Below are 22,660 nucleotides of genomic sequence, written 5' to 3' on the forward strand. Positions count from 1 at the left end.
CCGACGCTCACTCAGGAGACCGGCAGCCGGCCGGGTCGAGCGCCGGCGGTGCCGAGTCGGAGGGCGTGACGTCGGGTGTGGTGGTCGCGCCGGCCCCACCGAGAGCGGTGGTGGCACCGACGGTCGGGCTCGCGCTGACGACCCCGTTGGGGGTCGGTGACGCGTTGGCGCTCGGGCTGCCGTTCGGGGTCGGAGTCGAACCGATCGGCGTGGGCGTCGGCGTCGGCGTGTTGCCCCCGGTGACGGTCGGGTCGAGCGGGCAGAGCGGCTTCAGGTTGGGGTTGCTCGGCGTGTCGCTGGTGAGCTCGGCGAGCTGACGCTCGGCGTCCGGCTCACTCTTGGCCCGAATGCCGACCTTGACGGTGTCCTGTGCGGCGACGGTGAGGTCGTCGAGGCGGGTGCCGCTGCGACGGTGCACGCTGGACAGGTCCATCCCGGCGATCTGACCCTGGACGCCGCGGAAGACGGCGACCTGGCCCTCTTCGGTGGCTCCCACGTAGTACTGCCGCTGGGTGTACGTCCAACCACCGAACGCCGCACCGCCGACGATCACCAGCAGGGCCAGTGCCATGGCGGCGGTCCGGACCGGGCGTCGCTTCGGCCGGTCGGCGTCCTCGTCGGAGGCAGCCGGCTCCTCCGGCGCGGCCGGGCGCGGCGCGGAGAGCGCCGAGGCTCGGGCAGCCGGGGTCGAGTCGTCGGCGGAGGTCGCCATGCCCCGGTCCCGGGCGGCGGCGCCGCCCACGATCGGGGTCGCCTCGACGATGTCCTGATCGGTGGCGTCGGCGATGATCACCGTGATGTTGTCCGGCCCACCGCCGCGGAGCGCGAGCTGCACCAGTCGCTCGACGCACTGCTGCGGGTCGGCGTACTCCCGCAGGGTCTCGCCGATGGTCTCGGCGCTCACCACGCCCGAGAGGCCGTCGCTGCAGATCAGGTACCGGTCGCCGGGCATGACCTGGCGGACCGAGTACTCCGGGTCGATGTCCCGACCGTCGAGGGCACGGGTGAGCAGCGACCGCTGCGGGTGACTGCTCGCCTCCTCGGCGCTGATCCGGCCTTCGTCGACGAGCATCTGGACGTAGGTGTCGTCCTTGGTGATCTGCGCGAACTCGCCGTTGCGCAGCAGATAGGCCCGCGAGTCGCCGATGTGGACCATCCCCAGCTTGCTGCCGGTGAAGAGGGTCGCCGTCAGCGTGGTGCCCATCCCCTCCAGCTGTGGGTTGGCGTCCACCGTGTCGCGGAGTTGTTGGTTGGCGGTGCCCACGGCCGAACGCAACGCATCGACGAGAGCGTCCCCCGGGACGTCCTCGTCGAGCGGCGCCATGGCACCGATGACGATGTTGCTGGCGACGTCACCGGCGGCCATACCGCCCATGCCGTCGGCAACGGCGAGTAACCGCGGCCCGGCGTAGACGGAGTCTTGATTGCCGTCTCGGATCAGACCGCGGTCGCTGTGGGCCGCATAGCGCAGGGTCAGAGTCATGGCCGTAATTCGAGGGAAGTGCGGCCGATCCGGATCGGCACGCCGAGGGGGACGGGGGTTGGTCCGGAGACCTTAGCGCGATCGAGGTACGTCCCGTTAGTCGAGCCGAGGTCTTCGACGTACCACTGCCCGTCACGCGGCACGAGCCGGGCGTGTCGCGCGGAGGCGTAGTCGTCGGTGATGACCAGGGTGGAGTCCTCGGCCCGACCGATGGTGATCTGCGCTTCACCGAGAGTGATCCTGGTGCCGGCCAGCTGACCGGCCGTGACCACCAACTGGTGGGCCGCCCTGCCCCGCTTCACCTTCGCCGGCTTGGCCGCCTGCCCCGTCGAGGCGCCCACCGCGCGCGGCGCGGCCACCAGGCGACCGGACCGGGCGCCCGCGAAGAGATCCCGGCGGATCACCCCGACCACCGTGAACACGAAGATCCACAGCAGGATCAGGAAACCGAACCGGGCAACGGTGATGACCAGTTCCGGCAAGGCGGGTCAGCCGTCCACGCGGAAGGTCAGCGTCGTCGTGCCGAGCTGGACCATGTCACCCGGGTTGAGGGCGACGGCGGAGACCCGCTGCCCGTTCACCATGGTGCCGTTGGTCGAACCCAGGTCGGTCAGCACGACCTGGCCACCGTCGAAATCCAGCCGGGCGTGTCGCCGGGAGATGCCGACGTCCGGCAGACGCAGGTTGGCCTGGTCGCCACGACCGATCACCGTCGACCCCATCTGGAGGGGGTAGGTGCGACCGTCGCCGGAGACCAGCCGCACGTTGCGACCGCCACCGTGCCCGGGCGGAGGGCCGTAGCCACCGCCCTGGTCGTACGCGGGGTAGGCGGGCGGGCCGGCGTCGTAGCCGGGTGCCGACACCGGGGCGACCTCGCCGCCGGTGTAGACCTCGGCCGTGACACGGAACATGCCCGTGTCCAGACCCTCGCCTCGCTCGATCTCGACGATCACGTCGCCGTAGACCGTCCACGCCTGCTCGCCGATGAACTCCGCCTGCGACTGGGCCAACTCCTGGGCCAGCGCGGCGGCGTACGGCGCCAGACGACTGTGGTCGAACGGCGAGAGATCGATCACGTAGCGGTTGGGCACCAACGTGCGCCCACCGGCCAGGATCGCCTTGTGCGCCTCGGCCTCCCGCTGCATGGCGTTGAGGATCTCCACGGGGTGGACCACCCCTTTGAAGACCTTGGCGAAGGCCCCTTCGACCAGGCCTTCCAGACGCTTCTCGAAGCGTTGCAGCACGCTCACCGGCTCCTCCTCGGGTCCCGAGGACATGATGGTATCCGGCCGGCGCGCGCGCAGCTCACACGCCGCTCGGCCGGCTGCTCTCGGCCCGTTCGGAAGGGCCGGGACTGTCGTGCTAATCTTTCGTCCGCCACGAACGGTAACCGCTCGTGGTGAGTGCCGGGGACAGCGTAGTATTCCCGAGGCCCGTTGGAGACAGCGGGGCCGGGGCGGCTACAGTGTTCCGGGTCGTGCCACGGGGATGTGGCGGAATGGCAGACGCGCACGGTTCAGGTCCGTGTGCCCGAAAGGGCGTGGGGGTTCAACTCCCCCCATCCCCACCACCGACGAGGGCTCCGCTTGATGCGGGGCCCTTCCGTCATATCGGGGCGTGCCGGACGTCACGCTATGCTCCGATGGATTCTGCCTCCGATGGACCAGGAGTGGCGTGTGAGTGTCGCGTTGGTGACAGGGTCGGGTGGTCTGATCGGCTCCGAGGCGGTCCGGCACTTCGCCGGCCTCGGTCTGGACGTCGTCGGCATCGACAACGACATGCGCCGGTACTTCTTCGGCGAGGACGGCTCCACCTCGTGGAGCCTGGAACGGCTCGGCCGTGACCTGGGTGGCGCGTACACCCACTTCGCGGTGGACATCCGGGACCGGGACGGCCTGGAGCAGGTGTTCAAGAAGTACGGCTCGGACATCGCCGTGGTGATCCACAGCGCGGCGCAGCCGAGCCACGACTGGGCGGCCAAGGAGCCGTACACGGACTTCGACGTGAACGCCGGCGGCACGCTCAACATCCTGGAGAACACCCGCCGGCACGCGATCGACGCGCCGTTCATCCACTGCTCGACGAACAAGGTCTACGGCGACCGGCCCAACAGCCTGCCGCTCGTCGAGCTGGAGACCCGGTACGAGCTGCCCGAGGACCACCGCTGGTACCAGGGCATCACCGAAGAGATGTCGATCGACCACTCGCTGCACTCGATCTTCGGCGCCTCCAAGGTCGCCGCCGACGTGATGGTCCAGGAGTACGGCCGCTACTTCGACATGAAGACCGCCTGCTTCCGGGGCGGCACCCTGACCGGCCCGGCGCACTCGGCTGCCGAGCTGCACGGGTTCCTGGCCTACCTGATGCGCTGCGTGATGGAGGGCCGGACATACAATCTGTTCGGCTACAAGGGCAAGATGGTCCGGGACGCGATCCACTCGCACGACGTGCTTACCGCGTTCGAGGCGTTCTTCCGGGCCCCCCGATCCGCGGAGGTCTACAACCTCGGCGGTGGCCGGCACTCCAACACCTCCCACATCGAGGCGTTCCGGATCGCGGAAGAGATCACCGGTCGCGAGGCGCGGATCAACTACGTCGAGCAGAACCGCACCGGCGACCATCAGTGGTACGTGAGCAGCATGGCCCGGTTCGAGGCGCAATACCCGGACTGGAAGATCACTTACGACGTGCCGATGATCCTGCGGGAGATCTACGAGGCCAACGTGGACAAGTGGGTGGCCCAGCCATGAGCGTCCGAACCAAGCGCAACGTGCTCGGCGTCCTCGTCGACGCGACCGACTACGCCACGGCGACCGACGCGGTGGTGACCGCGGCCCACGAACGGCGTCCCCTCGCCCTGACCGCGTTGGCCGTGCACGGTGTGATGACCGGGGTGCTCGACCCGGCGCACAACGCGCGGCTCAACTCGTTCGACGTGGTCACGCCGGACGGGCAGCCGGTGCGGTGGGCGCTCAACCTGCTGCACCACGCCGGGCTCAGCGACCGGGTATACGGGCCGACGCTCACCCTGCACGTGCTGTCGCGCTTCGCCGACGAGGGGCTGCCGGTCTACCTGTACGGCTCCACCGAGGAGACCCTCGCCCGGTTGATTCCGGCGCTGGAGCGGATGTTCCCGGCGCTGAAGATCGCCGGGGTGGAGCCGTCCAAGTTCCGTGCCGTCCAGCCCGGCGAGGACGCCGAGATCGCCGACCGGATCCGGTCCAGCGGTGCCCGGTTGGTGCTTGTCGGGCTCGGCTGCCCGCGCCAGGAGGTCTTCACGTACGCCATGCGGCCGCTGCTCGACATGCCGTTGATGGCGGTCGGCGCGGCGTTCGACTACCACGCCGGGCTGCTGCGCCAGCCCCCGCCGTGGATGCAGCGTGCCGGGCTGGAGTGGTTCTGGCGCCTCGGTCTGGAGCCGAAGAGGCTCTGGCGCCGCTACGTCATCCTGAACCCGGCCTACCTGGGCCGGCTCGCCGCGCAGAAGGTCGGCCTGTGGAAGGCCCGCCCGCCGGCGCCGGCCACGGAGCGACCGGCCACCTTCTCGGTCTGAGCCCCATCGGTACGACGCGAGGCCCCACCCGGGCACACCGGGTGGGGCCTCGGTCGTTCCGGACCGGTCAGACGGTGAGGGTCCAGGTGTTGATGTAGCCGGTGTCGACCGAGTACGTGTCACGCACCTGAAGTCGCCAGGTGCCGTCGGCGGCCTCACCGGACACGTTGACCGTGTAGGTCGCGATCACGTTGTCGGCGCTGTCCGAGGTGCTGCTGTTCTTCAGCCGGTACGAGCTGCCGTCCGGGGCGAGCAGGTCGATGACCAGGTCACCACGGTAGGTGTGCACGATGTTCACCGCCACGGTGGAGGCCGAGGAGGCGTTGCGGCCGCAGCCGGAGATGGTGATCGAGCTGGTCACCGCCGAGCCGGCGTCCGGGATCGACACGTCGGTGCCGTTGGTGCCGGTGCAACCGGTGGGCGGCGGCGTGGTGCCGCCGCTACCCACGTAGAGCAGCAGGTTCGGCGAGCCCGAGCCGGGGTTCGACACCACGTTGGGAGTGGCGTTGGACACCAGCTGGTTGCGCACCTGGGCCGGGGTCCAGCTCGGGTTCGCGCTCGCCACCAGGGCCGCCGCGCCGACCACGTGCGGCGTGGCCATCGAGGTGCCGCTGATCGTGTTGGTCGCGGTGTTGCTCGTGTACCAGGCCGAGGTGATCGACGAACCGGGCGCGAAGAGGTCCAGGCAGGTGCCGATGTTCGAGAACGACGAGCGCGCGTCCGTGCTTGTCGTCGAGCCCACCGTGATCGCCTCGGTGACCCGCGCCGGGGAGGTGTTGCACGCGTTCGCGCCGCTGTCGTTGCCGGCCGCCAGACCGTACGTCACACCCGAGGCGACCGAGTTGCGGACCGCGTTGTCCAGCGAGCTGTTCGCCCCGCCGCCGAGGCTCATGTTCGCCACCGCCGGCTTGATCGCGTTCGCGGTGACCCAGTCGACGCCGCCGATCACGCCCGCGGTGGTACCACTGCCGGAGCAGTTCAGCACCCGTACGCCGACGAGCTGGACGGCCTTGGCCACCCCGTACGCGGAGCCGCCCACGGTGCCGGCCACGTGCGTGCCGTGCCCGTTGCAGTCGTCGGCCGACCCGCCGTCCACCGCGTCGTAGCCGGAGGTGGCCCGACCGCCGAAGTCGTTGTGGGAGAACCGGATGCCGGTGTCGATGATGTAGGCGTGCACGTTGCTCGCCGTGTTCGGGTAGGTGTAGGAGCTGTCCAGCGGCAGGTTGCGCTGGTCGATCCGGTCGAGGCCCCAGGAGGGCGGGTTGGCCTGCGTGCCGAAGATCGAGACGGTGTGGTTCTGCTCGACGTACGCCACCGCCGGGTCGGCCGCGATCCGCGCGGCCGCGCTCGCGCTCACCTTGGCCTCGAAGCCGCGCAGCGCCGCACCGTAGGTCCGGGCCACGGTGCCACCGTGGCGGCCGGAGAGCCGCTTCGCGGTGTCGCCGACCTTGTCCCGGGCAACGGCGCTGTCCTTGAGTACGACGATGTAGCTGTCCGGCACGGCGGTGGCGCCGCCGGCGGCCCGAACCACACCCACGGGTTCGGCGGCCAGGGCTGGGGTGCCGACGGCCAGCACTGTCGCCGCGGCCACCCCGATCAGCACGGACCTTCGTGGAAGACCCATCTCCTACCTCCCTCTGACCGGCGGCGGAACGTGACCGCCGGTCCCAACCTCAATCGACATTCGCCGATCTAGCTGAGGGTAAGTCAGCCGTCGCTCGGTTGAACATGTCGAATCGTCCATACCTTCGAGTGATGACCCCCTACGGGCCTGGCGTCCGGGGCGAACGGGGGACGGGCCCGGATTCGCCGCGCCGGGATTCGGGAAAGACTCTCGAACATGGAGAGTCAGCTCACCATCCTGCTCCCGGTCGCCGCCGTCTGGCTGGTCGCCGGCGTCGTTGCCGACCGCCTCCCCCGGCTGCGCAACACCCGCATGCTGCGCCGGCGCGCCGGCTGGCTGCTGGTGCTGTGCCTCACCGGTGTGGCGCTCATCGCGGTGGTCCTCGGTGGTGGGCTGTTCAGTGCCGGCGGTGCACCCGTCGACAGCGCCGCCGCCGCGCTCATCCTCGCCGCAGGTCCGGCGTTGGTGGCGGCGGTCTGCTCGCTCCGACGGATCCGCCGACTCTGGGCCGGGGCGGGCGCCTTCGCCAGCGCCCCCGCCACACCCACCCCGTACGGGCTGCGGGCCGCCGCAGCGCACCCGCTCGTCGGGCTGCCGTTGCAGGTGACCGCCCTGGCCACCCTGCCGGCCGTGATCGCGGCGGCCGGCACCGACCTCGGCGCCGACCCCGGCGTTGCCGGACCGGCGATCACCGTGGGCGCACTCACGGTGGTGACCATCGGGGTACGACACGCGCTGCGTCACAGCCGCTTCGCGGAGCGGGCCCGGCCCGCCGCCGCACCGTCAACGCGGACGGCTGGCGCTCTGCACGTATAGCAACTCCAGGATCGACCTGGTCGCCTCGAACCAGCGGTCCAGCCAGTCCTGCGAGGGCACCGTGCCCTTCGGCGGCAACTCCATCAGCAGACCACGCAGCAGCGGGTGGTCCGCCAGGGACTCGGCCGGCTCCATCGGCCAGCCCGCCGGCGGGAACGACGGCTCGATCAGCGGGTTCGGGTCCAACGAGGGCAGCGAGAGCGGGGGATCCGTCGTCTCGGACGCGCCCTCCCGCCCACTCAGCTCCTGGTCGGTCGAGACCACCTCGGTCAGAACCGTGTCCCGACGAGCGCCGCGGTACTTGCCACCGAACCGCTCCGGCTTCGCCGGACCGGTGGTGAGGTTTTCTGAACCGATCGTCGTCATCCGTCTCGCCTACTCGCTCGGTTGCGGGTCGGTGCGGCGGGTCGTCGACCAGCGCCGTACCGACCGGTTCAACGAGACGGGGGCGTTGTGGCGACGGGAATCCCGACGGAACCTCGCCGGCCGCCGCCGCCACGCGACCATTCGCCACGCCTGCCGCGGACACGGCAGAGTCCCCGTCCGGCGAACCGGACGGGGACTCCACTGACCAGTCGGTCAGACCGCGCCGAACACACCGCCCCGGGTGCCGGCGACGAAGGCGTGCCAGTCACCCGGCGCGAAGACCAGGGCGGGGCCCGCCTTGTCCTTCGAGTCCCGCACTCCGACCGCCCCCGTCACGTACGCCACCTCCACGCAGTTGTCACAGTTCGGCCCGCTCTTCGAGCTCTTGAACCAGGCTGCCTGCGTCAGGTCCACGGGGAACCCTTTGGTCGCCATTTCCACAACGGCTCCTCTGCCAGTTTTGCGATGTGTGCGACGGACTCCTCCGGACGTATGGCCGCAGCGCGGATGTGATCGAAGATGAAGCTGTACTTCTGTAGTTCGTCGCTCTTCTCAAGGAAGAGCCCACCCGTGGCGTTCTCCGCGTACACAACATCCGGATCACCGGGCTCAGGGAAGCTGAGGATCGTGAACGTGCCGTCCATGCCGGCGTGCGCACCCACCTCGAAAGGCAGGATCTGCAGCGTCACGTTCGGCAACTCGGCCACCTCGACCAACCGCTTGAGTTGACCGCGCATCACCTCGTCCCCGCCCACCGGCCGACTTACCACCGCCTCATCGAGCACCACCCACAGATCGACCGGATCGTCCTGGGTCAATAACGACTGACGGCCCAATCGGACACGCACCCTTTGGTGTACCTGATCGGCGGTGAAATCCGGCCGAGCGGCGCGGATCATGGCACCGGCGTACTCCTCGGTCTCCAGCAGGCCCGGAACGACCTGCTGTTCGTACGCCCGGATCGAACTCGCCGCCGCCTCCAGCCCGACGTACGCGCCGACGAGCACCGTGCTGTACGGATGCCACCAGCCCTTCTGACGGGCCTCTCTTGCGATCTGCACGAGCTCGTCGCTCTCGGCGCCGACCACGCCGTAGATCCGCAGCATGTCCCGTACGTCGCGCGGGGTGGCCGTGGTGTGCCCGGTCTCGATCCGGGAGACCTTCGACGCCGAGCACTCCAACTGTTCGGCTACCACCTCGATGGTGATACCGGCGGACTCCCGCTGGCGGCGCAGCTCGGCCCCGAGCCGCCGCCGTCTGATTGTGGGACTGCGCCGCTCACTCATCGCGCGAGCCGTACGTCACTGGTCCCCGCCGCTGGTTGCTCGACCCCACTCGGGCTACCTCCGGTAACGCGCCACTGGGTGACACCCGCCGGGGGCGCGACCGTCGACCGGCGAGCGTTCGCGACGAAAGGGGATGGTGCCGGTCCTCGGCCGGCCGCGACGGGCGAAACCGTCCCTCAGTGTGCCGTCCGGACGCGGATGGCTTCAATAGGCCTTTCGCGCAACACACTCACGTATTGGCAAAAGTCGACGTGCAACTTGCATGAAGCACGTCGCTGATGCACTCTGTCCGTATGGCACGGGTCACTCAGCGTTTCCGTTCGGTCCCTCGGAGTGGTGACCCCACCGATCCGAGGGTTCCGGGCAGGACGCCGTCCCGGGCGACGACAACGAAACCTGCTCCGGGGTAAGGACCCCGCCGCTGCAAGCCGGCAAGCTGCGGCGGCGGGCGCGGTTCCCGGAAGCAACCGGGTGGTGGTCGGGTGGCGGCACGCCACCAGCGGGGTACGGCCCGACCACCGCCATCCGCACCACCGGTTCACGAGGCACGACCCCGTCACCGGCCGAGACGTCCCCCGTTCAGGCACCGCCGGCCCACGCCGGCCGATCCTCCCCAGGAGCCCATGTGCTTCCCCGCACCGGTGACGTACTGCACGTGACTCGCGCGGCGAGTGTCCAGTTCCTCAGGCCGATCAAGTTCCGGGTGATCCGGGTGCTCGACTGGCCGACCTATGACGGCTGGCTCTGGCTCGACGGCTACGAGTTGAACGCCGCGGGCGACGCGGTCACCCGACGTTCGATCTTCGTCCAGCGGGAAGGGCTGCAACAGCTGCAGGCCGCTCCCGAACCCCGCCCGCACACCGTGCGGGCCCGCCGCCCGGTAGCGCGTACCCCGGTCCGGGTGGGCTGACCGACGCGATCCGCCGCCGGTGGGCGTGCCGTCGCCATAGAATCGGTACGCCCACCCCGGCACGTTCCACCCGCACGTCAAGGACCCTGACCCTGGGATGGTCATGGTCAATCAGCCCGCCCTGCGGCGGCACCACCGCTCCCGTATCGCCTCTGCCTTCGGACTCCTCGCCCTCCTCGGGGCGATGGCGGCACTCCTGGTCCTCGTCCGCGACCCGGCGATGTCGTCCACCCGGCTGACCACACCGGTGCCCGCGCCGGAGATCACCGTGCTCGACTCCGACCCGCCGACGAGCGACGGCCAGTCGGTCTACGAGCAACCCGGCTGGCTCGACACCGACGCCCCGGCCGATCACGCCGGTGACGCCGATCCGACCGGGCCGGCGCCCGGCCTGGGAGCCGGTGGTCAGTCCGACGGCCGCCAGGAACTCACCGAAGCAGCGCCGGCCGGGCACAGCGCCACGGACATCCGCCGCTCCCTGTTCTGGTCCGGCATCTTCGGCCTGGCCATCTCGCTGGCCGGCGTCGGCCTCGTGGCCACCCGCCGCCGGATGTGGTGACCTGCGGTCACGGAGTGCTGGTCACCGTGGCGCTCGGCGTGGTCGGGCTCGGCGTGGTCGAGGGCTGGGCCTGGGAGACGATCAACAACACCCCGTCGTCGGTCGACACCGACGTGCCGGCCTCGGGCTCGGTGCCCACCACCGTCCCCGGTGGCAGCTCCGAGGGGCGGTACACCACCCGGTAGTCCAGACCGAGCCGCGCCAGCAGCCCTTCGGCGGTGGCCTGCGGCAGGCCGGCCAGCGGTGGCACCGGCACCTCGTCCGGCGCGTCCGTGGTCGCCGGGCTGCTCGGTGACTCGCTGCTTGGCGACGCCGACGTGGGAGCTGCGCTGGTCCGCGGCGCGCTGGGGGCACTCGTCGGCGGGACCGACGGGGTGGACCCCGGATCGTCCCGGTCGTCATCCTGCTTGGCGACCAACCAGAGTGCGCCCCCGAGCAGGCCGGCGAGGAGCAGCGCCAGTACGCCCCAGAGGATCGGCAACCACCACCGCCGACCGCCCTGCTCCTCGACGTACCACTCGCCAGCATCATCAGGTCGGGGCGAGCGCACCTCGGCCCGACCGGACCACGCTGGCGGTATCGGGGCCGTCCGGTCGGCCGGCGGACCCGGCCGGCCGGCGCCGGACCGATCGATGGCCACGGTCTGGTCGGGCGACAGGTCGGGACGGGCCGGGACAGTCCGGTCGATCGGCGCCGTCTCGTCCGGGTCGGCGGCGGCTCCGGTCGGCTCCGACCGGTCGGCGGCGGGGGGCAGCGGGCGGGTCCGGTCGTCGTCGTGCTCGTCGGCGGGAGGCTCCTGGCGGTCGTCGCTCATCGCACGTCCTTTCCCGAACCCGGACGGGCGTCATGGCCCTCGACCGCCAACCTAGTCGCCCACGGGGCCATCGGTGGGGATCAGCGTGCCGAGCCGCGCCGGCCGTCGGCGAGGCAGATCGGCGGGTACGCGCCAGAGTGCCCGACCCGCCGGCCGGGAATCAGGGCGTGGGTTTCGGGGTCGGTTGGTCGTCGGAACCCGCCCCACACCAGATGCTGACCTGGTCGTTCCACCGGGCCGGACCGTCTTCGGCGGGCTCCTGCCGGCTGACCTTCCCACTGCGCCCGCTGACGTAGCGCGGGTAGAGGCCCTCTTCGACCAACTCGTCGGCGGCTTTGGCACAGCTCTCGCCGACCACGTCCGGCACCTCGGCGGCCGGCGCCGGCCCGGCGATCTGTAGTTGCACGGTCGTCCCCCGAGCGACCTCGGTACCCACGTCCGGTGCGGTGCTCTCGACCGTGCGGCCGACGCCGCCACCGAAGACCAGCCGCCAACCCAGCCGCTGTTTGCGCAGGGCGTCCCGGGCCTGCTCGAAGTCGGTGCCGATCACCGGCGGCACGGTCAGGCCGGCACCCTTGGTGGAGGTGGCCGAGGTCTGCACCGCCGACGGTGTCGGCCGCCCGCTTGTCGGTCGGGGTGCGGTGGCTCGACTTGTCGGCGCGCCAGTCGTGGTCGCGACGGCCAGCGGCTCACCAGAGGGTGTGTCGTCCTCGCCGGCCAGCAGCCAGCCACCCGTCGCGCCGACGGCGGCGAGCAGCACCGCCGCCAACCCGCCACCGAGCACGACGCTGGCCCGGCCCGCACCGCCACCGGCAGCATTCTGCTGGCCCGTGTTCGTGTCCGTCATAACGCCCACCGCCTCATCACCGGCGACCGTACCGCCCGCCGCCCAATCCGCCGCACCTGTGGTCCACACCGGCGGGTCGTTGCGACTCGCCGCGCCGACGACGGGACGTTACGCTGCCCGGCATGGCCAGACAGGGCTGGGGAGTGTCGATCGCGACGGCGATCGGGGTCGCTGCCGGTGCGGGTGCCGCACAACTGGGCTTCGGCTACGGGCTCGGCGTCATCACCTGGACACCAAGCGATGCCGCAGCGACCGACACCGCCTGGGCGGACGGTCTCGCCTGGGCCACCTGGCTCGCCGCCAGTTCGACAGTCCTCGGCGCGGTCTGCGCGCAACGGCTCCACCAACGGAACAGTCCTGCGAAGACCGCTCCCGACGGTGTGGCCCGCCACGAGAGCGATCGGGCACCGGATTCGGTCGACGGGCCTCCAGCAGCCGGCGACGCCGCCCGGCCGGAGGTGACAGGCACACCTCCGCCGTCGGCCGCCCCGCCGGTCCAGGACCGAGGTGGCCTGCTGCGTCGGGTGGCCCTGGCGCTCGGCGCCGGGTTGGGCGGGCTGGTCACGGTGCTGCTGATCGCCGTACCCGCGCGGGTGGCGACCGGCGCGGACACCGGCGCACCGCAACGGACGGCCGCCGTACAGGCCACGCTGGGCATCCTGATCGGCGTCCTGGTCGCGCTCTGGGCGCTCCGCTCCCGAGCCGCCGCGGTCAACGTGACCGCGACGGCCGCCTGGCTCTGGCTGCTCGCCGTGGTCTCGGTGATCGACGGGGTACGCGTCGGACGCGGGCTGACCGGCGCGCAACTCGGCACCTGGCAGTTCGACCCGGACCACGCCCGGTACTGGATCGGGGGCCAGCTCTACTGGCCCGGCGCGCTGCTTGCGCTGGTGCCCGCGCTGCTGATCGGCGTACTTGCCGCCCGGCGTTCCGCCCGCTCGGGCGGGCACCGGGTGGGTGCGGCGGCCTCCGGCGCGGCAGGCCCGGTGCTCGTCGCGCTCGCCTACCTGAGCACCCTGCCGCACTGGTCGACGCTGGGGCCCGCGCAGCTCTCCACCCAACTGATCGCCCCGTACGCGGTGATCGCCGGTGTCGGCGGCTCGGTGTTGGCCGCTCTCCTCGCCGAGCGAGCCGAGCGGGCCACCCCGGCTGAGCGAAGTGCGGTTGCTCGGGTGACAGCTGCCGACTCGAACCCGGTCGCCAAGACCGAACCCGTGCCGCCGGTCTCCGGCTCGCCGGTCGAACCTCCCGCGACACCGACCGAGCCCTCCACCGGGACCGTTGCCTCGACGACCGGAACTTCGGGACGGCGCAGGAGGGCCACCGTTCCGTCGCAGCTGCCCAGGACGGGCCCGCTGCCCGACCAGGGCACTGCCGCACCACAGGTACCCGCCCCGCGTACGGCCCCAGACCACACCGATCCGGCCCCTCCCACCGCCGCCACGCCGGACGACCCGACTGCCGGCAGCCGCCGCACCCGCGCAGCCCGCCGCACCCCCACCGACTAACCCAAGCCCCCGCCAGACCCCGCCCACCCCACCCCGCCGACCGCCCGCCTGGGGTCGGGGCCGGGGTGGGTGGGGTTAGGGGGTTGGCCAGGTGTGGACGGGTTCGTTGGTGCGCTGGAGGTCGGCGTAGCGCTGAACCATGTGGTGCAGGGCGGCCGTCCGGTCCATGCCCTGGCGCCGCTCCGCCGCCCAGACCGTCTCGGTCTGCCAGACGGCACCGTTGCGGCCGGTACGGCAGCGCTGCTCGATGATGCCGAGCAGCCGGTCCCGCTGCTCGGGGGCGACACCGAACCCGTCCAGGCCGGCGGCGGCGGTGGGCAGCAGTTGCTCGAGGACCAGCTTGGTGACCGGTACGTCGCCGAGCCCGGGCCAGTGCAGCACGGCGTCGAGGCCGCGTCGGGCGGCGGCGTGGAAGTTCTCCTCGGCCGAGCTGAAGGTCAGTTGACTCCAGATCGGGCGGTCGGCCTCGGCCAGGCCGCGCACCAGCCCGAAGTAGAAGGCCGCATTGGCAAGCATGTCCACCACCGTCGGACCGGCGGGCAGCACCCGGTTCTCCACCCGCAGGTGGGGACGGCCGTTCATGATGTCGTAGACCGGACGGTTCCACCGGTAGACCGTGCCGTTGTGCAGCCGCAACTCCCCGAGCTGTGGCACACCACCGGCGTGGAGGACCTCCACCGGGTCCTCGTCCTCGCAGATCGGCAGCAGCGGCGGGAAGTACCTGACGTTCTCCTCGAACAGGTCGAAGATCGAGGTGATCCACCGTTCGCCGAACCACACCCGCGGGCGTACGCCCTGAGCCTTCAGCTCGTCCGGGCGGGTGTCGGTGGCCTGCTGGAACAGGGCGATCCGCGTTTCGGCCCACAGCTGCCGCCCGTACAGGAAGGGGCTGTTCGCTCCGACCGCGACCTGCACGCCGGCGATGGCCTGGGACGCGTTCCAGTAGTCGGCGAAGCTGTCCGGGGCGACCTGGAGGTGGAACTGGAGGCTCGTGCAGGCGGCTTCGGGGGCGATCGAGTCGGTGTGGGTCCGCAACTGCTCGACGCCGCGGATGTCCAACTCGATGTCTTCGCCCCGGGCGCCGACGATCTGGTCGTTGAGCACCCGGTAACGCTCGTTGGTGGAGAGATTGTCCTCCACCAGGTGCCCCTCGGTGAGGGTGGGGAGGATGCCGACCAGGACGATCCTCGCGTCGGATCCGGCGGCACGTTCGTCGGCCCGGGAGAGACTGCCACGCAGGTCGTGCTCGTAGTCGGCGAAGCCGGTGCCCTCGATCAGTCGGGGCTCGGCGTTGAGCTCCAGGTTGAACTGCCCCAGCTCGGTCTGGAAGAGGGGGTCCGCGATGTCGGCGAGGATCTCCTCGTTGCGCATCGCCGGCTCGGCGGCCGAGTCGACCAGGTTGAGCTCGATCTCCAGGCCGGTCATCGGGCGGTCGGCGTCGAAGCCGAAGTCGTCGAGCATCAGGGCGAAGACGTCCAGGCAGCGCCGCACCTTCTGCCGATACCGGACGCGATCGTCCCGGGTGAAGGCGCCCTCTGAGACGTCCCTGCCCATGTGTCCTCCCGACGGCCGGCGCGGTTCGGGATCCTGCCGTCCCGGAAGCGCTTTGTGAAGCATCCACGGTAAGAGCGCCCACCTGACCGGGGCCAGAGGCCGACGGCGGTGATCCGACGTCGACCGGCGCGGACGCGCTCGTGGCGCCATCTGTACCCCGTCATCGCCCGGCTGGACCCGATGGCGGTACGAACAACTCGTGACAATTACCACGAGCGGAGACGACGCAGGGCCCGCGCCGACGTACGGCGCGGGCCCTGCGTTCCGGATCGCCGCGAGTGTCCCCCCGGGCCCTCCAGCAACCTCAGGCGATCAGGCCTGACGGACGGCCTCGCCCTCGATCTCAATCTTGATCTTGCGGCTGACCAGCACGCCCCCGGTCTCCAGGGCGACGTTCCAGGTCAGGCCGAACTCCTCACGGTCGATCTCGGTGCTCGCGGAGAAGCCGAAGATGTCCTGGCCGAACGGGCTGCGGCCGACGCCCTCGAACTCCACCTCCAGCTCGACCGGCCGGGTGACGTCCTTGATGGTCAGCTCACCGGCGAGCACGAACTCGCCGCCGCGACGGGACTTGACCCCGGTGCTGCGGAACTCGAGCGTCGGGAACTTATCGGCGTCCAGGAACTCGGGGCTGCGCAGGTGCGCGTCCCGGTCGGCCTGGGTGGTGTCGACGCTCGCGGCCTGGATGGTCGCGACGACGGACGACTGCAGCGGGTCCTCGGCGACGGTGATGGTGGCGGTCGCCTCGTTGAACTCACCGCGAACCTTGCTCACCATCATGTGTCGGGCAACGAAGCCGACCCGCTTGTGCGCCACGTCGAGGGCGTAGGTGCCGGCCGCCGGGATGGTGAGGCCGTCCCAGTCGCGGGTAACCGCATCGATGCTGCTGGTCATGCTGCTGTCCTCCGGGAAGATTGTTTAATAGCCCAACGACTGCTCGAACAACTATAACTACAACAACATTCCCCGTGTCAAGCACTGGTATGATGAACGGGTGACCAACGCCTTCGACGATCCCCGGATCACCGCCGTCGGCCTGCTCTTCGAGGCGCACGCCGGGCTGTCAGCCCGGTTCAACGCCCAACTCGAGGAGCACGGCCTCTCCGCGGTCGAGTTCGAGGTCATCACCCGACTGGCCCGCTCGCCGGGCAACCAACTACGCATGACCGACCTCGCCGCGCAGACCTCGCTGTCGACAAGCGGAGTGACGCGGGTGGTGGACCGGATGGAACGCGACGGGCTGCTCACCCGCCGGGCCTGCCCGAACGATCGCCGCAGCTCGTACGCGGTGGTCACCGCCGCCGGGATGCAACGCCTGAACGAGACGCTACCCGGGCACCTGCAGATGATCGAGCAGTGGTTCACCGGGCAACTCGACCCCGAGGCGCTTGCGGCTCTCCTCGACGGGTTGCGCCGAGTCCGCGACGCCGCCCACCCGTGCGCTACCGCCGGCAGTGACGACGCCGACCCGGAGCAGGTCGCCGCCTCCGACAGCGCCGGTCGACGACGCTGAGAGAGCACCCGTTTCCAGACGGTCACAGCGGCAGAAAGACCGGCAGAACCGACCCAGCCAAGCTGGAGGATTCGGTCCAAGCAGACTTTCTGTCACCGCGCCGGTGGCAGGCTTCCTGCACCGGGGATCACCGGGGGGTGACGGCGCGGGCGATCAGCGAGGGGTAGCACCAATGGGGGCTCTTCGCCCGCGCCACTCTCCCGTCACGATCCTCGCGGCACCCGAGCGGGCACCGATCCGTCGCAACTACCGAGTCGGTCCACCCCGGGCGGCGTTCAGCGCGTAGAGCAGGCCCGACTCGTGCGGCAACAAACGGATGCCGCTCTCCGCACAGACCCGGTCCAGTCGATCGAGCACCGCCGGGTCCGCAGTGCTGGCAGCCAGTCCCACGACCGCCTCCACCACGTCGCGGCGATCCGGCCCCGCGTGGTCGGCTGCGGCGGCGAACCACTCGGCAGCCAACTCCCGGTCGCCCCGGTGCAGCGCCAGGTTCCCCTCGATCAGGGCGCAGAGCCCGGTCTCCGGCCCGCCCCAGGTCAGCGCCACGTCGTCCGACTGACGCGGACGCGGCACGGTAGGCCGCGCCGGCAGCGTCTCCACACCCCCGGCGCGCAACTCGGTCAGCACCTCGGTCGCCTCCACGACCCGCCCGTCCTGGGCGAGCGCCAGCCCCACGGTGCCGAGCACCCGACGGCGACCCCCGGGATCACCAAGCTCGGACAGTGCCGCCATCGCCCTCCGGCCACGGTCGATGGCGTCCGCGTACCAGCCCTCCAGGCGGGCGACTTCGGCACGATTGGCCCAGCCCAGCACCCGCAGTCGCTGCTCCCCACTCTCGGCGGCGAGTCGGTCCACGGCAGCGAGCCGACGACGGGCCGCAGCCAGGTCACCCGCGCGGATCTCGTGCCAGGCGAGGCTGTTCTGAGCCACCGCCAGGTCCCGGGTCCGACCGTTGCGCGCCGCCAACCGCAGCAGCGCCTCCGCCTGCTCGCGAGCCTCGTCCTGCCGCCCGACGGAGATCAGCAGAGTGCCGAGCACGTTCCGCGCCTCCAACTCGCCGGTGACGTCGCCGGCCCGCCGGAAGGTGTCAAACGCCGCGCGCGCCGTCGGCAGTTCCTCGGCACCCGCGCCGTGCTCGGCCGCGAGCCGGGCGACCCCGAGGGCGGCCCAGCCACGCAGGAGAGGATCGGCGTCAGCGGTACGCGGATCCGCGAGCAGGCGCCGCAGCCACTGCCGCCCGACGACATCGCGTCCGCGGAACCGCCACCAACGGGTCAAACAGGCCGCCAGCCGCAGTGCGGTCAACGGGTCGTCGGTGGCCGCGTGGGCCAACGACGAGCTGATGTCACTGCTCATCTCGTCCAAGCGGTGCACCGCGTCGGGTAACCGTGGGCCGACCAGATCGCTTGCGGTCCGTGCCACCAGGCGCGCGATGACCTCCGCGTGTCGACGCCGGATGCAGGTCAGCTCACCACCACCGACCGCCTGCTCGACGGCGTAGTCACGGACCGCGTCGAGCAGACGGAACCGGAACGCCCCGGTTCCGCGTACGCTCAGCAGCCCCAACTCGACGAAGCGGTCCAACAGCGGAACCGGGTCGATCGCCACCGTGCCGTCCCGGTCGGCCTCGTCGGCGAGCATCTCCTCGGCCAACTCGACCGACCAGCGGTTACCGAAGACGGCGAGCTGCCGCAGCGCGGCCCGCTCGTCCGACGCCAACAGTCGGTAGCTGAACGCCACCGCGTCCCGCAGGGTGACCGCGACGGCCGTGGGGGTGTCGGGTCCGCTCGTCCGACTGGTGAGCGCCTCCGCAGCGTCCCAGCCCGGGTGGGCGTCCGCGGGAGTGGCCAGGTCGAGCACCCGGTCGCCGTACCGGTTAAGCAGTTCGGTGAGGTCGAGGAGTCGACCCCGGGCGGCCATCAGCTCGATGGCCAACGGCAGCCCTCCCAACCGGCGGACCAGGGCGGCGAGCGCCGGCAACTCCGCGGCGGTGGGCGGCTCACGGCGGACCTGAGCGAGCCGGGCGGTGAACAACGCGACCGCCGGCCACGACTCGATGCCGTCGTGCTCAGCCTCCGGCGGTGGTACGTCGAGCGGCGCGACCGGCCACACCCGCTCACCGGGCAACCCGACCGGGTGTCGCCCGGTGACAAGCACCCGCAGTGCGGGAAGTGCGCCGAGCAATCGGTGCAGGGTCGCGGCCACCGGACCCGGTGCCCGCTCCACCGCGTCCATCACCAGCAGTGCCGGCCGCCCGGCGAGCAGGGCCACGAGCTCGGAGAGGCGTGCCACGCCGAGCACGGACATCGATGCGGCGAGCACATCCGGGCCGTCCGATCCCTCGCCGACAAGCACCCCGGCGACACCTGCCGGATGGGCGGAGGCCACCAGGTGCGCCACCGACGTCGCCAGGGCGGTCTTGCCGACACCGGCCAGCCCGACGAGGCTCACCAACCGGGGTCCTCGCGCCGCGGTGAGCATCCCGGCCAACTCGGTGAGGTCGCGCTCCCGGCCGATCAACGCGACCGGTGGCGGGAGCAGGACCGACGGGTCGGTCGTGGCGGCCGCCGACGTGACGGTGCCGCTGACCGTGAACGTCGTCGTCGAGGTGCCGTCCGGTGCCGCCGGATCGGCACCTCGGGACGCGGCCATGAACGCCGCCCGGCTGGTGCCGGTCAGCTCCAGCGCCCCGGCGAGCAACTCGACGGTGGTGCGTTGCGGTCGAACTGACCGACCACGCTCCAGGTCACGCACCGTCCGCACACCCACCCCGGCCCGGGACGCCAGCTCGGCCTGGGTCAGGCCGGCGGCCCGTCGATGCCCGCGGAGCAGCTCCGGCAGGGTGGTCCGCCCAGCCGGGCTCCGCGACCGGTCATGATCCGGAGTCATGGGCACGAAGAGTACGGATCGACTCCGACCATCGGCAGTCGAACGTCGGGCTACTGACGCCCGCTCGCCGAAACCCGACAGCCGTACGGACAGCCCGCCCGGAACGATTGACCGATCAGTCCGGCTGGACGCTCAGAGACCCAGGTCCCGGGCGATGATCATGCGCTGCACCTCACTGGTGCCCTCACCGATCTCCAGGATCTTGGAGTCCCGCCAGAACCGGGCCACCGGGTACTCGTTCATGAAGCCGTACCCGCCGTGGATCTGGGTGGCCTCCCGGGCGTTGTCCACCGCGATCGTGCTGGCGTGCAGTTTCGCGATGGCGGCCTGCCGTTTGAACGGCTCGCCGGCGAGCATCCGTGCGGCGGCGTCGTAGTAGGCCAACCGGGCGGTGTGCGCCTTCAGCTCCATGTCCGCGATCTTGAACTGGACGGCCTGGTTCGCGCCGATCGGCTGGCCGAAGGCGTGCCGCTCCTTCGCGTACTTGATGGACTCGTCGACGCAGCCCTGGGCGAGACCGACGGCCAACGCGGCGATGGCGATCCGACCCTCGTCGAGGATGCGCAGGAACTGGGCGAAGCCCCGACCGCGCTCGCCGAGCAGGTTGGCGGCCGGCACGCGGCAGTCGTCGAAGGTCAGCTCGTGGGTGTCCGAGGCGGTCCACCCCACCTTGGAGTAGCCCGGCGCGACGGTGAACCCGGGCGTGCCGGTCGGCACGATGATCGTCGACAACTCCTTGGAGCCGTCCGCGTTCGTGCCGGTCACCGCGGTCACGGTCACCATCGCCGTGATGTCGGTGCCCGAGTTGGTGATGAACGCCTTCGAACCGTTGATCACCCATTCGTCGCCGTCCAGCACCGCCCGCGTCTGGGTGCCGGCGGCGTCCGAGCCGGTGCCCGGCTCGGTGAGCCCGAAACCGGCCAACGCCTCGCCGCTGAGCAACCGAGGCAGCCAGGTCGCCTTCTGCTCCTCGGTGCCGAAGCGGTAGATCGGCATCGCGCCGAGCGAGACCGCCGCCTCCAGGGTGATGGCCACACTCGAGTCGACCCGGGCCAACTCCTCCAGGACGAGGCAGAGCGCGAAGTAGTCGCCGCCCATACCGCCGTGCTCCTCGTCGAAGGGCAGGCCGAACAGGCCCATCTTGCCCATCTGCCGGATCACCTCGTACGGGAAGGTGTGCCGCTCGTAGTGCTCCGCGATGACCGGGGCGACCATCTCGCGGGCGAAGTCCCGCACGCTCTCGCGCAGCGCCGCTTGTTCGTCGGTGAGCCGGAAGTCCATCTCATCCTCCTGTAAGGACGGTCCGCCGCGGCGCTCGTGACGCCGGGGCGGGTCGCTGTGCGGGCCCGAGTCGATCAGACCGGGGTGACGCCGTGCCGACGGCGGGAGAACTGCCGATCCTTGGTGCCCGCCGCCGCGAATCGACGGACCAGCTCGGCGCGCAGGTCGTGCGGCTCGACGATGGCGTCCACCACCAGCTCGCTGGCGAGCCGGACGACGTCGATGTCCTGCTCGTACTCGGCACGTTTGGCGGCGACGAAGGCGGCCCGCTCGGCCTCGTCCTCGATGGCGGCGATCTTGTTGGCGTAGACCGCGTTCACGGCGGCTTCGGCGCCCATCACGGCGATCTTCGCGGTCGGCAGCGCGATCGTCGCGTCCGGCTCGAACCCGGGTCCGGCCATCGCGTAGAGACCGGCGCCGTACGCCTTGCGGACCACCACGCAGATCTTCGGCACCGTCGCCTCGGAGATCGCGGTGATCATCTTGGCGCCGTGCCGGATGATTCCCTGCTTCTCCACGGCACTGCCGACCATGAAGCCGGGTACGTCGCTGAGGAACAGCAGCGGCACGTTGAACGCGTCGCAGAGCTGCACGAACCGGGTGGCCTTGTCGGCCGAGTCGACGAAGAGCACACCGCCCTTGAACATCGAGTTGTTGCCGACCACGCCGACGACCTGCCCGTCGAGGCGACCGAAACCGATGGTCAGCTCCTTGGCCCAGAGGGCCTGGATCTCGAAGAAGGAACCCTCGTCGAGCAGGCCCTTGGCGTACCGCCGCATGTCGAACGCCTGCCGCTCGCTTGCCGGCACCAGCGCCGCCAGGTCGGCCTTCGCGGGCGCGGGGACCGCCGGCGCGGTCGGCGGCGCCTGCGTCCAGTTCGCCGGCAGGTACGACAGGTAGGTCTTCACGACGTCGAGCGCGTCGGCCTCGGTCTTGCAGAGGAAGTGCCCCACGCCGGACTCGGCGGTGTGCACCTTCGCCCCGCCCATCGCCTCCAGGGTGGTCTTCTCGCCGGTGACCATCTCGACCATCCGGTCGGAGCCGAGATACATGCTCGCGTTGCCGTCGACAAGCGCCACCACGTCGCAGAACGCCGGGATGTACGCCCCACCTGCGGCGCTCGGACCGAACAGCGCGCACACCTGCGGGATCGAGCCCGAGGCGCGGACCTGATTCCAGAAGATCTTGCCGGCGCCGCGCCGGCCCGGGAAGAGGTCGACCTGATCGGTGATCCGGGCGCCGGCCGAGTCGACCAGGTAGACCATCGGGACGCTCGTGGAGTACGCGCGCTCGATGATTCGGATGATCTTTTCGACCGTGCGGGCACCCCAACTGCCGGCCTTGACGGTGGAGTCGTTGGCCATCAGGCAGACCTGCCGACCGTCGATGGTGGCGGTGCCGGTGACCACACCGTCGGCGGGCAGCCCGTCGGCGAGGGCGTTGGCGTAGAGGCCGTCCTCGACGAAGGAGCCCTCGTCGACCAGGAGCGCGACCCGTTCCCGGGCGAAGAGCTTGCCCTTGGCGGCGTTCGCCGCGTGGTATTTGTCCGCGCCGCCGGACCGGGCCCGCTTGCGCAGTTGCTCAAGTGCCTCACCGTCGAGCGTCACGCCGACTCCTCCGCCATACTGACCTGAACGATCGTTAGGCTAGCGCATGG

At 70.9% G+C, this 22,660-nt stretch carries 21 protein-coding genes and 1 tRNA gene; 8 read left to right on the top strand and 14 right to left on the bottom strand.

What is annotated here, in order from left to right; genetic code table 11:
- Positions 1-7: 7 nt before the first annotated feature.
- From ACWER9_RS05350 to ACWER9_RS05360, 3 genes are read right to left on the bottom strand one after another with little or no spacing between them, the layout of a single operon-like run.
- Positions 8-1,483 (bottom strand): protein phosphatase 2C domain-containing protein, encoded by a 1,476-nt coding sequence (locus tag ACWER9_RS05350; RefSeq protein WP_452300605.1) that lies wholly within the window; start codon positions 1,481-1,483, stop codon positions 8-10.
- Positions 1,480-1,965, bottom strand: a complete 486-nt coding sequence (locus ACWER9_RS05355; protein ID WP_030331975.1) for an FHA domain-containing protein FhaB/FipA — start codon at positions 1,963-1,965, stop codon at positions 1,480-1,482. Before ACWER9_RS05355 ends, ACWER9_RS05350 begins: the two co-directional genes overlap by 4 nt.
- 6 nt (positions 1,966-1,971) lie before the next feature.
- Positions 1,972-2,760: an FhaA domain-containing protein gene (locus tag ACWER9_RS05360; RefSeq protein ID WP_007454122.1), complete on the bottom strand. Its 789-nt coding sequence runs from the start codon at positions 2,758-2,760 to the stop codon at positions 1,972-1,974.
- A gap of 207 nt (positions 2,761-2,967) precedes the next feature.
- Between ACWER9_RS05360 and ACWER9_RS05365 the strand changes: the two genes are divergently transcribed.
- The 3 genes from ACWER9_RS05365 (at position 2,968) to ACWER9_RS05375 (ending at position 5,036) form a co-directional block, all read left to right on the top strand.
- Positions 2,968-3,053, top strand: a tRNA-Leu gene (locus ACWER9_RS05365).
- A gap of 64 nt (positions 3,054-3,117) precedes the next feature.
- Complete coding sequence (locus tag ACWER9_RS05370) at positions 3,118-4,233, top strand: NAD-dependent epimerase/dehydratase family protein (RefSeq protein ID WP_452300606.1); 1,116 nt, start codon at positions 3,118-3,120, stop codon at positions 4,231-4,233.
- A complete protein-coding gene (locus ACWER9_RS05375; protein WP_452300607.1) occupies positions 4,230-5,036 on the top strand; it encodes a WecB/TagA/CpsF family glycosyltransferase in 807 nt (268 codons plus the stop codon). Before ACWER9_RS05370 ends, ACWER9_RS05375 begins: the two co-directional genes overlap by 4 nt.
- 67 nt (positions 5,037-5,103) lie before the next feature.
- On the opposite strand, the gene ACWER9_RS05380 is transcribed toward ACWER9_RS05375, so the two are convergent.
- Entirely contained in the window at positions 5,104-6,660 is a 1,557-nt protein-coding gene (locus ACWER9_RS05380; RefSeq protein WP_452300608.1) for a S8 family peptidase, read from the bottom strand.
- A 216-nt stretch (positions 6,661-6,876) separates the two neighbouring features.
- On the opposite strand from ACWER9_RS05380, the gene ACWER9_RS05385 reads away from it, so the two are divergent.
- A complete protein-coding gene (locus ACWER9_RS05385) occupies positions 6,877-7,476 on the top strand; it encodes a hypothetical protein (RefSeq protein ID WP_452300609.1) in 600 nt (199 codons plus the stop codon).
- Here the strand turns inward: ACWER9_RS05385 and ACWER9_RS05390 are convergent.
- From ACWER9_RS05390 to ACWER9_RS05400, 3 genes are all read right to left on the bottom strand, one after another.
- On the bottom strand, positions 7,444-7,842 hold the full coding sequence (locus ACWER9_RS05390; RefSeq protein WP_452300610.1) for a hypothetical protein: 399 nt from the start codon (positions 7,840-7,842) through the stop codon (positions 7,444-7,446). The genes ACWER9_RS05385 and ACWER9_RS05390 overlap by 33 nt on opposite strands.
- 213 nt (positions 7,843-8,055) lie before the next feature.
- Complete coding sequence (locus ACWER9_RS05395; protein ID WP_088986986.1) at positions 8,056-8,277, bottom strand: DUF397 domain-containing protein; 222 nt, start codon at positions 8,275-8,277, stop codon at positions 8,056-8,058.
- A complete protein-coding gene (locus ACWER9_RS05400; protein WP_091396372.1) occupies positions 8,247-9,128 on the bottom strand; it encodes a helix-turn-helix domain-containing protein in 882 nt (293 codons plus the stop codon). Before ACWER9_RS05400 ends, ACWER9_RS05395 begins: the two co-directional genes overlap by 31 nt.
- Before the next feature lie 625 nt (positions 9,129-9,753).
- Between ACWER9_RS05400 and ACWER9_RS05405 the strand changes: the two genes are divergently transcribed.
- Together ACWER9_RS05405 and ACWER9_RS05410 are read left to right on the top strand one after the other, a co-directional pair.
- Positions 9,754-10,038 (top strand): hypothetical protein, encoded by a 285-nt coding sequence (locus ACWER9_RS05405; RefSeq protein WP_124775688.1) that lies wholly within the window; start codon positions 9,754-9,756, stop codon positions 10,036-10,038.
- Between the two features lie 97 nt (positions 10,039-10,135).
- The gene (locus ACWER9_RS05410; RefSeq protein ID WP_452300611.1) at positions 10,136-10,597 is read left to right on the top strand and encodes a hypothetical protein; all 462 of its coding nucleotides are present in this window, start codon (positions 10,136-10,138) and stop codon (positions 10,595-10,597) included.
- 7 nt (positions 10,598-10,604) lie between these two features.
- Here the strand turns inward: ACWER9_RS05410 and ACWER9_RS05415 are convergent, their stop codons facing one another.
- Both ACWER9_RS05415 and ACWER9_RS05420 read right to left on the bottom strand, forming a co-directional pair.
- Positions 10,605-11,411 carry a PASTA domain-containing protein gene (locus ACWER9_RS05415; protein WP_452300612.1) on the bottom strand — a complete coding sequence of 269 codons (807 nt, stop codon included), beginning with the start codon at positions 11,409-11,411 and terminating at the stop codon, positions 10,605-10,607.
- 160 nt (positions 11,412-11,571) lie between these two features.
- Complete coding sequence (locus ACWER9_RS05420) at positions 11,572-12,258, bottom strand: PASTA domain-containing protein (protein WP_452300613.1); 687 nt, start codon at positions 12,256-12,258, stop codon at positions 11,572-11,574.
- Positions 12,259-12,380: 122 nt separating this feature from the next.
- Here ACWER9_RS05420 and ACWER9_RS05425 point away from each other — a divergent pair, with 122 nt between their 5' ends.
- Complete coding sequence (locus ACWER9_RS05425) at positions 12,381-13,766, top strand: hypothetical protein (protein ID WP_452300614.1); 1,386 nt, start codon at positions 12,381-12,383, stop codon at positions 13,764-13,766.
- A gap of 75 nt (positions 13,767-13,841) precedes the next feature.
- Here ACWER9_RS05425 and ACWER9_RS05430 read toward each other — a convergent pair whose 3' ends face one another.
- Positions 13,842-15,320: a glutamate--cysteine ligase gene (locus ACWER9_RS05430; RefSeq protein WP_452300615.1), complete on the bottom strand. Its 1,479-nt coding sequence runs from the start codon at positions 15,318-15,320 to the stop codon at positions 13,842-13,844.
- A 312-nt stretch (positions 15,321-15,632) separates the two neighbouring features.
- Positions 15,633-16,214, bottom strand: coding sequence for a YceI family protein (locus tag ACWER9_RS05435; RefSeq protein WP_452300616.1), 582 nt, complete (start codon positions 16,212-16,214; stop codon positions 15,633-15,635).
- A gap of 100 nt (positions 16,215-16,314) precedes the next feature.
- Between ACWER9_RS05435 and ACWER9_RS05440 the strand changes: the two genes are divergently transcribed.
- On the top strand, positions 16,315-16,833 hold the full coding sequence (locus ACWER9_RS05440; protein WP_452300617.1) for a MarR family winged helix-turn-helix transcriptional regulator: 519 nt from the start codon (positions 16,315-16,317) through the stop codon (positions 16,831-16,833).
- A 246-nt stretch (positions 16,834-17,079) separates the two neighbouring features.
- On the opposite strand, the gene ACWER9_RS05445 is transcribed toward ACWER9_RS05440, so the two are convergent.
- The 3 genes from ACWER9_RS05445 to ACWER9_RS05455 form a co-directional block, all read right to left on the bottom strand.
- Complete coding sequence (locus ACWER9_RS05445; RefSeq protein ID WP_452300618.1) at positions 17,080-19,722, bottom strand: ATP-binding protein; 2,643 nt, start codon at positions 19,720-19,722, stop codon at positions 17,080-17,082.
- A gap of 132 nt (positions 19,723-19,854) precedes the next feature.
- Positions 19,855-21,003, bottom strand: a complete 1,149-nt coding sequence (locus ACWER9_RS05450) for an acyl-CoA dehydrogenase family protein (RefSeq protein ID WP_452300619.1) — start codon at positions 21,001-21,003, stop codon at positions 19,855-19,857.
- Between the two features lie 74 nt (positions 21,004-21,077).
- The gene (locus ACWER9_RS05455) at positions 21,078-22,610 is read right to left on the bottom strand and encodes an acyl-CoA carboxylase subunit beta (RefSeq protein ID WP_452300620.1); all 1,533 of its coding nucleotides are present in this window, start codon (positions 22,608-22,610) and stop codon (positions 21,078-21,080) included.
- Positions 22,611-22,660 lie beyond the last annotated feature (50 nt).

The sequence above is a fragment of the Micromonospora sp. NPDC003944 genome (genome assembly GCF_053605225.1).

What these genes read in the sequence shown, in the direction of transcription:
- ACWER9_RS05370 (WP_452300606.1), top strand. Translation starts at nt 3,118, where the DNA reads ATGCTCCGATGGATTCTGCCTCCGATGGACCAGGAGTGGCGTGTGAGT.
- ACWER9_RS05395 (WP_088986986.1), bottom strand. Translation starts at nt 8,277, where the DNA reads ATGGCGACCAAAGGGTTCCCCGTGGACCTGACGCAGGCAGCCTGGTTC.
- ACWER9_RS05400 (WP_091396372.1), bottom strand. Translation starts at nt 9,128, where the DNA reads ATGAGTGAGCGGCGCAGTCCCACAATCAGACGGCGGCGGCTCGGGGCC.
- ACWER9_RS05450 (WP_452300619.1), bottom strand. Translation starts at nt 21,003, where the DNA reads ATGGACTTCCGGCTCACCGACGAACAAGCGGCGCTGCGCGAGAGCGTG.
- ACWER9_RS05420 (WP_452300613.1), bottom strand. Translation starts at nt 12,258, where the DNA reads ATGACGGACACGAACACGGGCCAGCAGAATGCTGCCGGTGGCGGTGCG.
- ACWER9_RS05390 (WP_452300610.1), bottom strand. Translation starts at nt 7,842, where the DNA reads ATGACGACGATCGGTTCAGAAAACCTCACCACCGGTCCGGCGAAGCCG.
- ACWER9_RS05435 (WP_452300616.1), bottom strand. Translation starts at nt 16,214, where the DNA reads ATGACCAGCAGCATCGATGCGGTTACCCGCGACTGGGACGGCCTCACC.
- ACWER9_RS05430 (WP_452300615.1), bottom strand. Translation starts at nt 15,320, where the DNA reads ATGGGCAGGGACGTCTCAGAGGGCGCCTTCACCCGGGACGATCGCGTC.
- ACWER9_RS05350 (WP_452300605.1), bottom strand. Translation starts at nt 1,483, where the DNA reads ATGACTCTGACCCTGCGCTATGCGGCCCACAGCGACCGCGGTCTGATC.
- ACWER9_RS05425 (WP_452300614.1), top strand. Translation starts at nt 12,381, where the DNA reads ATGGCCAGACAGGGCTGGGGAGTGTCGATCGCGACGGCGATCGGGGTC.
- ACWER9_RS05360 (WP_007454122.1), bottom strand. Translation starts at nt 2,760, where the DNA reads ATGTCCTCGGGACCCGAGGAGGAGCCGGTGAGCGTGCTGCAACGCTTC.
- ACWER9_RS05445 (WP_452300618.1), bottom strand. Translation starts at nt 19,722, where the DNA reads ATGACTCCGGATCATGACCGGTCGCGGAGCCCGGCTGGGCGGACCACC.
- ACWER9_RS05385 (WP_452300609.1), top strand. Translation starts at nt 6,877, where the DNA reads ATGGAGAGTCAGCTCACCATCCTGCTCCCGGTCGCCGCCGTCTGGCTG.
- ACWER9_RS05380 (WP_452300608.1), bottom strand. Translation starts at nt 6,660, where the DNA reads ATGGGTCTTCCACGAAGGTCCGTGCTGATCGGGGTGGCCGCGGCGACA.
- ACWER9_RS05415 (WP_452300612.1), bottom strand. Translation starts at nt 11,411, where the DNA reads ATGAGCGACGACCGCCAGGAGCCTCCCGCCGACGAGCACGACGACGAC.
- ACWER9_RS05375 (WP_452300607.1), top strand. Translation starts at nt 4,230, where the DNA reads ATGAGCGTCCGAACCAAGCGCAACGTGCTCGGCGTCCTCGTCGACGCG.
- ACWER9_RS05410 (WP_452300611.1), top strand. Translation starts at nt 10,136, where the DNA reads ATGGTCATGGTCAATCAGCCCGCCCTGCGGCGGCACCACCGCTCCCGT.